Origin of the sequence: Deinococcus actinosclerus, assembly GCF_001507665.1 — a bacterium.
In the GTDB taxonomy this organism is placed as follows: Bacteria; Deinococcota; Deinococci; order Deinococcales; family Deinococcaceae; genus Deinococcus; species Deinococcus actinosclerus.
Genome location: NZ_CP013910.1, coordinates 731,848 through 744,228 on the forward strand (window position 1 = coordinate 731,848; position 12,381 = coordinate 744,228).

Annotated in this window: 9 protein-coding genes; 3 read left to right on the forward strand and 6 right to left on the reverse strand. The window is 72.2% G+C overall.

The features are described from left to right. Positions 1 to 96: 96 nt before the first annotated feature. The 3 genes from AUC44_RS03555 to AUC44_RS03565 form a co-directional block, all read right to left on the reverse strand. Positions 97 to 1,659, reverse strand: coding sequence for an acyl-CoA carboxylase subunit beta (locus AUC44_RS03555; protein ID WP_062157427.1), 1,563 nt, complete (start codon positions 1,657 to 1,659; stop codon positions 97 to 99). Positions 1,660 to 1,750: 91 nt separating this feature from the next. Beyond that, positions 1,751 to 2,758, reverse strand: coding sequence for a cell division protein ZapE (gene zapE, locus AUC44_RS03560; protein ID WP_062159661.1), 1,008 nt, complete (start codon positions 2,756 to 2,758; stop codon positions 1,751 to 1,753). A 133-nt stretch (positions 2,759 to 2,891) separates the two neighbouring features. Continuing rightward, positions 2,892 to 3,590, reverse strand: a complete 699-nt coding sequence (locus AUC44_RS03565; protein WP_062157428.1) for a S4 domain-containing protein — start codon at positions 3,588 to 3,590, stop codon at positions 2,892 to 2,894. A gap of 178 nt (positions 3,591 to 3,768) precedes the next feature. Between AUC44_RS03565 and AUC44_RS03570 the strand changes: the two genes are divergently transcribed. The 3 genes from AUC44_RS03570 (at position 3,769) to argB (ending at position 8,340) form a co-directional block, all read left to right on the forward strand. Then, positions 3,769 to 6,393, forward strand: coding sequence for a sensor domain-containing protein (locus AUC44_RS03570; protein WP_231724512.1), 2,625 nt, complete (start codon positions 3,769 to 3,771; stop codon positions 6,391 to 6,393). Between the two features lie 158 nt (positions 6,394 to 6,551). After that, entirely contained in the window at positions 6,552 to 7,538 is a 987-nt protein-coding gene (locus AUC44_RS03575) for an MBL fold metallo-hydrolase (RefSeq protein WP_231724513.1), read from the forward strand. A gap of 52 nt (positions 7,539 to 7,590) precedes the next feature. Then, positions 7,591 to 8,340, forward strand: a complete 750-nt coding sequence (gene argB, locus AUC44_RS03580) for an acetylglutamate kinase (protein ID WP_062157429.1) — start codon at positions 7,591 to 7,593, stop codon at positions 8,338 to 8,340. 30 nt (positions 8,341 to 8,370) lie between these two features. On the opposite strand, the gene AUC44_RS03585 is transcribed toward argB, so the two are convergent. The 3 genes from AUC44_RS03585 to AUC44_RS03595 form a co-directional block, all read right to left on the reverse strand. Then, positions 8,371 to 8,943 carry a GNAT family N-acetyltransferase gene (locus tag AUC44_RS03585; protein ID WP_062157430.1) on the reverse strand — a complete coding sequence of 191 codons (573 nt, stop codon included), beginning with the start codon at positions 8,941 to 8,943 and terminating at the stop codon, positions 8,371 to 8,373. Between the two features lie 64 nt (positions 8,944 to 9,007). Then, the gene (locus AUC44_RS03590; RefSeq protein WP_062157431.1) at positions 9,008 to 11,080 is read right to left on the reverse strand and encodes a cation:proton antiporter; all 2,073 of its coding nucleotides are present in this window, start codon (positions 11,078 to 11,080) and stop codon (positions 9,008 to 9,010) included. Positions 11,081 to 11,118: 38 nt separating this feature from the next. Next, positions 11,119 to 12,351 (reverse strand): sensor histidine kinase, encoded by a 1,233-nt coding sequence (locus AUC44_RS03595; RefSeq protein WP_197408577.1) that lies wholly within the window; start codon positions 12,349 to 12,351, stop codon positions 11,119 to 11,121. Between the last annotated feature and the right edge of the window lie 30 nt (positions 12,352 to 12,381).

Sequence of the window (12,381 nt, forward strand, 5' to 3'; positions counted from 1 at the left end):
CGGGGCCGCTGGGACGGTAACGGAAAGTAGGAAGTAGGGAGTGGATGGGATGCAGGCCTCCGACCCACTGCCCACTTCCTGCTCTCCACTGCCCGCTTACAGCGGAATGTTGCCGTGTTTCTTGTAGGGCCGCGCTTCTTCCTTGTCGCGGAGCATCTCGAAGGTCTGGATCAGGACGCGCCTCGTGTCCTCCATGGGGATCACGTCGTCGATGTAGCCCTTGGCGGCGGCGACGTAGGGGTTGTCGAAGGCGTCCTTGTACTCGGCGATCTTCTGCGCGCGGGTCGCGTCGGGGTTGTCGCTGCTTTGAATGTCGCGGCGGTACACGATGTTCGCCGCGCCCTCGGCGCCCATGACGGCCACGGCGGCGGTCGGCCAGGCGTACACGACGTCGGCGCCCATGTCGCGGCTGTTCATGGCGAGGTACGCCCCGCCGTAGCTCTTGCGGGTGATCAGGGTGACCTTGGGGACGGTCGCCTCGGCGTAGGCGTAGAGCATCTTCGCGCCGTGCCGGATGATCCCGGCGTGTTCCTGCGCCACGCCCGGCAGGAAGCCCGTGACGTCCACCAGCGTCAGGATGGGGATGTTGTAGCAGTCGCAGGTGCGGATGAACCGCGCGGCCTTGTCCGACGCATCAATGTTCAGCGTGCCCGCCATGACGCGCGGATTGTTCGCCACGATGCCCACCGACTCGCCGTTCAGGCGCGCGAAGCCCACGACGATGTTCTTCGCCCAGTTCGGCTGGATTTCCAGGAAGGTGCCGTCGTCCACGAGTTCGTGGATCACGTCGTGCATCGCGTACGGTTTGCGCTGGTCCGGCACGACGATGTCCAGCAGCCGCTCGTTCGTGCGGGTGGCGGGGTCCTGGCTGGGGTGCGCGGGGGCCTTCTCGTGCGCGTTCTGCGGCAGGTACCCCAGCAGGTCCCGGATGCCCGCCAGGACGGCCTCGTCGCCGTCGTACGCGAGGTGGGCGACGCCACTCTTGCGGGTGTGGACGTCCGCGCCGCCCAGCTGGTCGAAGGTGACGTCCTCGCGCGTGACGGACTTGATGACCTCGGGCCCCGTGATGAACATGTAGCTGCTGCCCTCGCTCATCAGGATGAAGTCCGTCAGCGCCGGGGAGTACACCGCGCCGCCCGCGCAGGGCCCCAGGATCGCGCTGATCTGCGGCACCGCGCCCGAGTAGATCGCGTTCCGGTAGAAGATCTCGCCGTAGCCGCTCAGGGAGTCCACGCCTTCCTGGATGCGCGCCCCGGCGCTGTCGTTCAGGCCGATCACCGGGCAGCCGGTCCTGGCGGCCATGTCCATGATCTTGGTGATCTTCGCGGCGTTCATCTTGCCTAAAGAACCGCCCAGCACCGTGAAGTCCTGGCTGAACACGAACACCTGCCGCCCGTCGATGGTGCCGCGCCCGGTCACGACGCCCTCGCCGGGGGCGTCCACGCCCTGCATCAGGCGGCCGCCGCGGTGCTCGACGAAGGTGCCCATCTCCAGGAAGCTGCCGGGGTCCAGCAGCGCGTCGATCCGCTCGCGGGCCGTGAGTTTCCCACCGGCCTTCTGTTTCTTCAGGCGCTCCGCGCCGCCGCCCTGTTCGACCCGCGTGCGGCGCTGCTCCATCGCCGCGATCAGTTCCTGTAACTCCACGCCCGCTTTCGTCATGCGCGCATGCTACCCAAACGGGCGTTAGGTGCGCGCGTGACCGCGGCGGGAACAGCCGGGCGAGGTCGGCAGGCGCCCGGCTGACCGCCCCCTACAGCTCCTGCCGGGCTTCTTTCAGCAGTTCGGAGAGGCGCGACAGGCAGCGGCTGTACTTCTTCGCGTACGCCCCGTGCCGGTACGTGTCACTGAACAGCCCGCCCAGGTTGGTGCCGGTGAACGCGGCGTGCAGCCCCAGGTCGTACAGCTTGTCGATGAAATGCACGAAGCGCAGCGCCACGTTCTGGTCGGGCATGGGCGTCAGGTCGGTCACGGCGACGGCACTGACTCCCTGCAGCAGGCGCGTGAAACGGCTGGGGTGCACCTGCAGCAGGTGGCGGCTGAGGTCGCGGTGGTTCAGGCGGGCCAGCGTGGGGTGGTTCTGCCGGGCCTCCCAGGCGGTGAACTCGGCCGGGGTCAGGACGTCCTCGGGGCGCACGCCGCGCTGGCGGTAGTCCGGGCCGTCGATGCGGTGCGTCTCGAAGCGGCTGGCGATCGCCTGGATCTGCCGCTGGAAGTCGCTGGCGTTGAAGCGGCCCTGGCCCAGCGCGCCGGGCTCGGTGTTGCTCGTGGCGATCACGCTCGTCCCGCCGGGCATCAGCTGCCCCAGGAACGTGTTCGCCATGTGGGTGTTGCCCGGATCGTCCAGTTCGAACTCGTCGATCAGCAGCAGGTCGTGCCCGCGGAAGGCGTCCACGGCGCGGGTCATGCCCAGCGCCCCGATGATGTACATCAGGTCCTGGAAGCTCATCAGCGCCGCGCGGCCCGGCGCCTCGTGCCACGCGCTGGCCAGCAGGTGCGTCTTGCCCACCCCGAAGCCCCCGTCGAGGTACAGGCCGCGCCCCTCGGGCTTGGCGCGGCGGAACAGGCGGAAGCCACCGGGCCGCACCTGCGCGCCCTTCAGGAACGTCTGCGTGGCCACGCGCGCCTCCTCCTGGCTGGGGTACGCCACGTTCGGGTGGTACGTGGCGAAGCGCACGCCCTGGTAGCGGGGCGTGGGGGCCAGTTCGGCCGTCAGGGCGTCCGGGTCGAGGCTGGGGTTGCGGGACAGCAGGTCAATCATGCCCATTCCAGTTGAAGGATCGAAGTCTGCCCTTCGACCCGAGCGGACGCGAGAAGGAACAGAACCGGTGCCGGGCGTGGCGGACTCACTGCGGTTCTGTTCTGAAGTGAGGACGGAACAAACGGAATCCGTCTCATCGGTGGACGTCGAGTTCGACCTTGTAGTTGCCGCGCCGCGTCTCGTTCACCACGCGCTTGAAGTCGATGCGGCCCAGGCCGTCGGCGGCGAGACTGTCGCCCTCGCGGATCTCGCTGCTGGCCCGGGCGGGCTGGCCGTTCAGGCGGACCTTGCCGCCGTCGATGCCCTGCTGGAAGTACGCGCGGCTCACGCCGAAGCCCTTGGCGCCCACGACGTCCACGCGCATGCTGGGCACCACGACCTCACGCACCTTGCTGCCCTTCCCGGCGCTCTCGCCGACCGGTTCGACATCCACGTCGCGCCCGCCCAGGCTGGTCAGGTCGGCGATCTGCTGCGCGGCCTTGCCGGTCGCGGCGATCAGGAAACCGCCGCGCTCCTCGCGCAGGTCACCCAGGCCCGCCTCGTCCAGGCCCAGCCGCCTGAGCTGCACCGCGAAGTCCTGCGCGTCCCACGCGGGGCCGCCCTCCTGCGGGGTCACGCGGTACACGGTCACGCCGCTGTCCACCTCGGGGATGTGCGCGGGGTGCAGGGTCAGCACCACGCGCCGCGCGTCCGGGAAGCCGCCGGCGATGCGGTGGCGCACCTCCGGGTCGTTCAGGAGGCGCCGGTCGATGTCGTCGCCGTCCAGGAACGGCGTGCGGATCACGCGGCCGCCGCGGGCCTGGGCAATCAGGGTGGCAAGCTTGAAGGTCATACCGTTCAGGATAAATCCCGCGTGGTGCCGGGGGCGTCCGGGGGGGTGATCATGATGAATCCCGCAGAGTTCACGAATGGTGAATGATGGCCGTAAGAGTCCGGGTGTCAGGATTCCGGCGTATGTGCCGCCCGCCTCCCGCCGCCCCCCGCCCCCCGCTGGTTCGAGGTAACCCATTGTGACTTCCGCAGCCTTCACCGCCGTTCAGGCCGCCCTGAGTGACCTGATGCGCGTCCATACGCCCCGCGCGACCCTGCTGGCCTCGCTGGGGGACGAGGTGTTCCGCGTGCGCGCCGACACGCCGCCCGAACGGGCCGGTACGGACCTCGTGCCGCCCGACGAGTGGTTCGAACGCGGGGAGATGACCTGGCTGACCCGCGACGGGTCGCTGCTGGGCCTGCTGTGGCAGGAGGGCCCCCCGCCCCCGGACGCGGCGGTGCAGGTGCTCACGCTGCTGCTGGCCGCGGCGCGCACCGAGGGCGCACACCGCGACACCGAGGTGCTGATCACGCAGCTGCCGGTCGCCACCGCCTGGCTGACCGACGAGCTGACCGTACGCAAGGTCAGCCGGCCCTTCCTGGAACTGTTCGGGCTGACCGAGCCGGACGTGCACGGCCGCCCTGTCCACGAGGTCTTCCATGACCGCCCGGCGCTCGTGCAGGCCCTGACGCAGGCGGGCGCGGGCCGCTCGGTGCGCCTGCCCGACGAGCAGGTCACGCAGGGCGCCCAGCGCCTGTGGATCCGGGGCGAGGCCCGGCCCTACTTCGGGGCGGCCGCAGCCGGGGTCATGCTCACGCTGCAGGACGTCACGGGCGAATACGAACGCGCCGCGCGCGTCTCGGCGCTGCTGGACACCGATGCGCCCGCCGCGCTGCTCGCCGACTCGGGGGCCGTGTTGCAGGCCAGTCAGGGCTTCCTGGCGCTGCTGCCGGCCGGGGCGCCCGTCGTGACCGGCGCGCCCCTGTGGTCGTGGTCCTGCTTCGCGAACGTTCCCTCCGAGCCGGTGCGGGATCTGGTGCAGCTCGCGGCGACCGGCGGGGCGGCCCGCGCGGACGTGCAGCTGGCCGGGGGCGGCAGCCTGAATCTGCGGGTGCGGCGCACCTCCGAACCCGGCCTGCTGGTCGCCGAGGGTGAGGCCAGCGCCCGCGAGGGCCGCGCGCCCCTGGGCGTCATGAGTCAGGTGCTGGCGCTGTCCGAGGACGCCACCATCCTGGTGGACCACGCCGGGCGCGCGCAGCTCGTCAGTGAACGCGCCGCGACGCTGCTGGGCGTGGAGGCCGCGCGGCTGGTGGGGCTGGCGGTCACCCGCGTGATCAGCGAGATGGGCGTCAAGATCTTCACGCCGGAGGGCGAACCGATCAGCCTGCCGGACTGGAAGGACGTGCCGCTGCCGCTGCGGCGCGAGGTGCTGCTGGCCCTGCCGGACGGCACGGTCCGCCAGATGGAACTGCGCGCCACGGGCGTGGGCGGCGAGGCCGGGGGCGCGCGCGGCAGCGTCCTGCTGACCCTGCGCGACCTGACCGCGCTGCGCCGCGCCCAGGCCAAGATCCGCCACGACGCCCGCCACGACGCCCTGACCGGGCTCCTCAACCGCACCGGCATGCGTGAGGCCCTGACCCGGCAGGACGCGCCGGGCGCCGCCGTGTGCCTGGATATCGACGGGTTTTCCGAACTGAACGCCGCGCTGGGGCGCACCGCCTGCGACCGCGTGCTCATTCAGCTGGCCGCGCGCCTGAACGACCTGAGCAGCGAGACGCGCGGCCTGTCGGCCCGCCTGGCCGACGATTCCTTCGTGGTGTTCATGCCGGGGCTGGGCGTGGCCGAGGCCCTCAACCGGGCCGAGGCGGTGCTGGACAGTCCGCTGCGGGTCGGGCAGCGCGACGTGCAGCTCACGGCCGCCCTGGGCGTCGCCGACCGGCAGGCCGACGCGCCGGGAGACGGCGTGCTGGCCAGCGCCGAGGTCGCCATGCAGCACGCCAAGCGTCAGGGCCGCGCGCAGCGCAGTGTCTACCGCCCGGTGCTGCGCGACGAGGTGGCCCGCGCCTTCGAGCTGGAAGAGGCGCTGCGCGGCGCGCTGGACCGGGATCAGTTCACGCTGCTGTACCAGCCCGCCCTGTCCCTGAAGCGCGGCCGGGCGCAGAGTGCCGAGGCGCTGCTGCGCTGGAACCATCCCACGCTGGGTCTGCTGGCCCCGGCGCACTTCCTGGAACTGGCCAGCCGCAGTGAACTGATCACCCATGTCAGCGAGTGGGTGGTGCAGGAGGCAGTCCTGGGCCGCCAGGCGGTGCGGGCGTCGCTGCCCGAGCGCCACGCCAACTGGTCGGTCAGCGTGAACCTGGGCCTGGAGGAACTGCGCCGCTCGGCGGGCCTGCGCCGTCTGCTGCCGCTGCTGTCCGCCGAGGGGGCGCCCGACATCGAGGTGAGTGCCGGCAGCCTGCTCGACCACAGCCAGGAGACCCTGGGGCTGCTCGAACAGCTGCGCTCGCTGGGCGCGCGCCTGAGCGTGGACGATTTCGGGGACGGCGCCAGCAGCCTGGCGGCCCTGACCCGCTTCCCGCTGAGCGCCGTGAAACTGCACCCCACGCTGACCGCCCGCCTGCCGGACGACGAGAAGACCCTGACGCTGGTGCAGGGCACCATCGACCTGGCGCACAACCTGGGGCTCAAGGTGGTGGCGGTGGGGGTGGAGACGGCCGATCAGCTGGGCGTGCTGCGCGAGCTGGGCTGCGACGCCGCGCAGGGGTACGCGATCACGCCGCCCCTGTCCGGCGAGCACCTGATCGACTGGCTGCGCGACCACTGACGGGCGCGTGAGGGGACCGGGCCGCCGCTCCGGGGACGGGGGGCCATGAAGGATCCCTCAAGGAAAGGAGCGGGAATGGCAGGCTGGCTGACATCTGGCCAGCCTGCGGGTCGTTTAACGTGAACGCGTTTTCACAGTTCACCCCCGGAGGTTCACGCATGCCCCAAGACGACCGCACCCCCCGTCCCGCCCGCCGCGACACGCTGCGCTTCCTGACGGCCGCCGGCGCCGCCGTGGCCGCCGCGCCCCTGGCCCGCGCGCAGACCGCGCCTGCGACCCCCGCCACGCCCGCTGCCGCCTCCGGCGCCATGGCGATGAACGGCAGCGGCTTCTACCGCCAGAAGATCGGCGACATGACCCTGACCACCGTCAGCGACGGCACCGCCCCGCTGGCCGCGCTGCTGCCCACCTGGGGCGCCAACCCCGACCGGCAGGCCGAGTTCGCCGCGACCCTCGCCGAGTACTCCGTGCCCGCCACGAACACCGTGAACCACTTCAACCCGGTCGTGCTGGAGATCGGCGGCAAACGCATCCTGATCGACACCGGCCGCGGCGGCACCGGCGGGCAGCTCGTCGCCAACCTGCGCCGCGCCGGGATCGAACCCGACACGATCAGCGTCGTGTTCATCACGCACGGGCACGGCGACCACATCGGCGGCCTGACCACGAACGGCAAACCCACCTTCGCCAACGCCCAGCACCTGATCAACGAGGCCGAATTCAACTTCTGGGTCACGCAGGCCACCCCCAACGACGCCGTCAAGACCAACCTGATCGGCCTGAAGGACAAGTTCAAGCTCCTCAAGAGCGGCGAGGAGATCGTCCCCGGCGTCCTGACCGTCGCCACGCCCGGCCACACCGCCAACCACCACAGCGTCCTCGCGCAGAGCGGCGGCCAGAGCGCCCTGATCCTCGGGGACGCCGGCGGGCACTTCCTGCTCTCCCTGAAGCACGAGGGCGCGTACGTGGGCTTCGACACCGACGGCGCGCAGGCCGCCCGCACCCGCCAGGAGATCTTCGCGCGCATCACCGACGGCAAACTGTGGGTGACCGGCTACCACTTCCCGTTCCCGGCCATCGGGCACCTGCGCCGCCTCGCGCCCGGCTCGTACGAGTACGAACCCACCGTCTGGACCTGGAGCTGATCCGCACGCCCTGAACCCACCCCGCAGTCACCCCCGGCGCTACACTCCGGGGGTGATCGTCAAGTACGGCGGGAATGCCATGAAGAGCCTGGACCTGCGGCGCGCGGTCGCCGCCGAGATCGCCGCGCTGCGCGCCGAGCAGACCGTCGTGGTCGTGCACGGTGGCGGGCCCGTCATCGAGCGGGAACTCGCCGCGCGCGGCCTCCCCAGTGAGTTCCGTGCCGGGCTGCGCGTCACGACCCCCGAGGCGATGGACGTCGTGGAGATGGCGCTGTGTCAGCTGAACAAGCAGCTCAGCCAGGACGTGGGCCACGCGGTGGGCCTGATGGGCCGCGACTCGGAGCTGCTGCGCGCCGAGGTGTTCGACCCCGGTCTGGGCCGCGTGGGCCGCGTGACCGGCGTGAACGCCGACGTGCTGCGCGCCCTGATCGGCGCGGGCCTCACGCCCGTCGTGGGCTGCGTGGCCGTCGGCCCGGACGGGGACGCCCTGAACGTGAACGCCGATACCGCCGCCGGCGCAGTCGCGGGCGCCCTGAACGAGGGCATCGTGTTCCTGACCGACGTGGACGGCGTGTACCGCAATTACCCTGACCCGGAGAGCCGCGCCGCGCACCTCACCCGCGCCGAGGTCGAGGCGGGCATCGCGGACGGCTGGATCGCCGGCGGCATGATTCCCAAGGTGCGCGCCGCGCTCGACGCCCTGGACCGGGGCGCACCCTTCGCGGTGATCGCCAGCGGCATGCACGCCGGGGCCCTCTCCGCCGCCGCGCGCGGCGAGGCCGGCACGCGCGTGACGCCCTGAACGCGGCTGCGAACACCGCCCCGGTCCGCGTCAGCGCACGCGGCTGAAGATCAGCGTGTCCCGCACCACCGAGCCGTCCGCAGTCACGTCGTCGTTCACCAGCCGGGCGTCCAGCGCGTAGCCCAGCGCCGGGGGAATGCGGGCGCTGCGCCCGTTGGCGGGATCACAGCGGATCTCCAGGCGCCGCAGGCCCAGGCCGCCCGCCGCGCGGTCCGTCAGGGCCAGGTCGGTCAGGGCCTGCGTGACCTCGCGCGCGTAGCCCTGCCCCGCGTGCGCCGTGGCGATCCAGTACCCGATCTCGCCCTTCGGGACGCGCCAGTCCAGGGCGTGATAGCCGCTGCTGCCCACCAGCTCGGTGCCGTCAGCGTTCCACACGTGGTAGCGCAGGTTCTCCCGCGAATCGAAGCGTTCGGCGGCGCCCGTCAGGTTCTCGCGGGAGGCCTCCAGGACCATGGGCGCCTGCGCCCACGTCATCCATTCGCGCAGCTGCGGCAGCGAGGCGTTCACGGCGGCCACCAGCGCCTCCGCGTCCGCCGGGTCGGGCCGGCGCAGGCGCAGGCGGGGCGTGACGATCTCGGTCGGGACGGCGCTGGGAGCAGTCATGCGCGGCAGTCTACGGGGCCACGCGGGCAGGGGCGTCCGCCGATTGGCGCAGGGTGCTCCCGCGTCACTTCGTCCAGCGGTGCTCGTAGCAGTACGCCCAGTCCTCGCCGGGTTCCGCGCTGCGGATGACCGGGTGTCCCTGCCCCTGCGCGTGGCGGGTCGCGTGGCGGTTCTTGCTCGAATCGCAGCAGCCGACGTGCCCGCAGGTCATGCACACCCGCAGGTGCACCCAGGTGTCCCCGGCGGCCACGCACTCCAGGCACACGTCCGATTCCGGCGTGACCGGCCCGGCGTTGTGCGCGGCGTGCTCGCACTGGGCGCGCTGCGTGGCGCTCAGGGTCACGGGCGGGTGCTCCGCGAGGTGACGGGACAGTTCGGCCCGCGTGACCTCCGGCGGGGTCAGCAGGTCGAGGATGCCGGCCGCGACCTCCTTGTGGGCACTCAGGACGTGCTGCGCGCCCAGCGCCTGCAAGCCCGCGAAACCCTCGGGCGAGGTGGCGCGCGTGATCACCCGCACCTGCGGCGCGACCGTGCGCAGGACGCTCAGGCTGCGCTCGGTCATCTCGGGATCGTCATCCGCGATGACCACGGCGCGGGCCGACTCGATGTCCAGTTCACGCAGCAGCCCGGCGCGGGTGTAGTCCGCGATCAGCACCGGCGCCCCGCGGCCCTGGAGTTCACTCGCGCCGTCGGGGCTGCGCGTGACGACCGAGTACGGCTGCCCCGCGCGGCTCAGGGCGCGGGCGGACAGGCGGGCGTGCGCGCCGTACCCCAGGAACACCACCCGGTCCGCGACCGGCAGGCCGTGGGCGCCGTCCCCGCGCCGGTCCTCGCCGGTCGCGTCCGTGCCCGCCGCGCGTGCCCCGGCCGGGGTGGGGGAGGGCAGCCGGGCCAGCAGCGGCCCACCCAGCGCCGCCAGGGCGGGCGTGAAGGCCATGAGCAGCACGGTCGCCGCGATAAAGACCCCGGTGCCCCGCTCGCCCAGCCCGGCGAAACTCAGGCCGAGCGCGGCGCCCGTCGTGGCGAGCACGAACGAGAACTCCCCGACCTGCCCGGTCAGCAGCGCCACCGGCAGCGCCGTGCGCCAGCTCTCGCCCAGCAGCCGCACGCTGAGCGACGTGACGAGCACCTTCAGCAGCGCGATGAGCGCGGCGGCGCCCAGCACCAGTCCCAGGTTGCCCGCCACGAACCCCAGGTTCAGCTGCAGGCCCACCGACAGGAAGAACGCCGCGCTGAACAGGATCTGGAGGGGCAGGATCTCGCCCATCGCCTGCGCGCCGTAGCGGCTCTCGCTGACGAGCAGGCCCGCCAGGAACGCCCCCAGCGCCAGGCTCACGCCCGCCAGCGCCGTGAGGCTGGCCGTGCCGAAGCACAGCGCCACGACCGCCAGCAGGAAGATCTCCGTGCTGCACGTCCGCGCCACGACCTCCATCAGGGGCGGCACCACCCGCCGCGCCGCGACGAGCACCAGCGCGATGATCCCGCCCGCCTTCGCCAGGGCCAGCAGCACGCCCGCCGCGCCGCCGCCCTGCCCGGCCAGCATGGGAATCAGCAGCACCATCAGCACCACCGCCAGATCCTGGAAGATCAGGATGCCCAGACTGACCTGCCCCGTCCGGGCGTTCGTCTCACCCCGCTCGCCCAGCAGCTTCATCACGATCGCGGTGCTCGACAGGGCCAGCAGGCACCCCGTGAACACCGCGTCCGCCGCACCCACCCCGAAGGCCAGCAGCGCGCCGGCCGCCGCCAGAACCGTCAGGCCCACCTGCAACCCCCCGCCCAGGAAGATCAGCCGCGCGATCCGCGACAGGCGCTCCAGGCTGAACTCGATCCCGATGGTGAACAGCAGCAGCATCACCCCCACCTCGGACGCCGCCGAGATCAGCTCGGGGTCGCGGATCAGGCCCAGCGCGCCCGGCCCCACCAGCACCCCGGCCAGCAGGAAGCCGATGATCGGCAGCAGCCGCAGCCGGAACGACCCGTACGCCGCCAGCGCCGACACGATCAGCAGCAGCGTCAGCTGCACCAGAAACGCCGGCGGCCCCGCGTGCGCCGCTTCGCCCGCCGCTCCCTCGGCCCCTGCCACGCCGGCCAGTGCCAGCAGCCCCGCCCCCCACAACCGTCCTCGAACCGTCATGCCCCAGCATGACAGCCCGCCCTCCCCCGGCGTGCGCGTCAGTCGGGCAGGTGGAAGGTCACGCGGACATCCAGGCCCCCGCCCGGCGTGTCGTGCAGCGTGATCTCCGCGCGGTTCACGGTGGCCAGCCGCCGCGCCAGCGGCAGCCCCAGGCCCCGCCCCGGCACGTGCGTGTTCAGCCGCATGCCGATCTGGAACACGGCCTCGTGCAGGCTGGGATGCAGGCCGGGCCCGTGATCGGTCACGCGGATGGTGGGCCCCCACGAGTCCGTGGGCGGATCGAGCGTGATCGTGATCGGGCCGCTGCTGTACTTGATGGCGTTTTCCACCAGGTTCTCGATGATCTGCTGCACCTGCGTGGGATCGGCCATCCACAGCAGCGGCGTCGGCGGGCGGCGCACCCGCACGCGCAGGCTCTCGTGCCGGGCGACCAGCGCGGTCAGGTCCGTGGGCGTGGGCGCGCTGATCATGCGGACATACATGGCGTCCAGGCGCTCGAGTTCACTGCGGGTGGCCAGCTGCTCGGCGTGCTGCTCAATGCTGCGCAGCAGCTTCTCCCGGGCGCGGGCGTTGTCGGTGTGCCGCAGCGCCTCGGTGGCCAGCAGCAGCGCCTGCATGGGGCGGCGCAGCTCGTGCGCGGCCATGCCGAGCGCCTCGCGCTGCTGGGATTCGCTCTGCTCGCGCGTGTACCGCTCCTGACCGGCGCGGTTGAGCGCCGCGAGGATCAGGGTGCTGCCCAGCAGGCCGCTCAGCAGCCCCGCCAGGAGCATGGTGCTCTCCATGACCCGCAGGTGGCGTTGCAGGTCGCGGCGCAGGGTCTCCTGATACTGCACGTTCAGGGTATCCAGCGTGGCCGCGATCTCCAGCGCGCGTCGGGTCGCGGCCGGCGAGCGCTGCGCGAGCAGCGCGGCAATGTCGCGCAGCGCCACGCCCGCCTCCTGCTCGCGGTCCGTGAGGTGCGGGTACTGCGCCTGCAACTGGTCGGGCGCGGCGCTCACCTGCGAGAGCACCTGGTCGCGCCGCTCGACCAGGGCGGCGGGCGGCGTGCCGGGCGCGGCTTCCAGCAGCGCGTACTGCGTGAGCAGCGTCAGCAGCTGCCGGTACTGCCGGCTGTTCCACGCGGCGTCGTCGGACGCCAGGGTGCGGTGAACGGGCAGGAAGGCCGCCACGATCAGGACGCCCGACAGCAGCATGGGCAGCAGCGCCGTCAGCAGGTGCGCGCGGCTCTGCTGCGTCAGGTCCCACAGGGGCGCGCGCTCGGCGTCCGTCACGTTACCGCCGGGCGACCGGCCGCCCCGTAC

Excerpts from the sequence above, each read along its gene's own strand:
- AUC44_RS03555 (WP_062157427.1), bottom strand. The coding sequence starts at position 1,659 with ATGACGAAAGCGGGCGTGGAGTTACAGGAACTGATCGCGGCGATGGAG.
- zapE (WP_062159661.1), bottom strand. The coding sequence starts at position 2,758 with ATGATTGACCTGCTGTCCCGCAACCCCAGCCTCGACCCGGACGCCCTG.
- AUC44_RS03565 (WP_062157428.1), bottom strand. The coding sequence starts at position 3,590 with ATGACCTTCAAGCTTGCCACCCTGATTGCCCAGGCCCGCGGCGGCCGC.
- AUC44_RS03575 (WP_231724513.1), top strand. The coding sequence starts at position 6,552 with ATGCCCCAAGACGACCGCACCCCCCGTCCCGCCCGCCGCGACACGCTG.
- AUC44_RS03585 (WP_062157430.1), bottom strand. The coding sequence starts at position 8,943 with ATGACTGCTCCCAGCGCCGTCCCGACCGAGATCGTCACGCCCCGCCTG.
- AUC44_RS03590 (WP_062157431.1), bottom strand. The coding sequence starts at position 11,080 with ATGACGGTTCGAGGACGGTTGTGGGGGGCGGGGCTGCTGGCACTGGCC.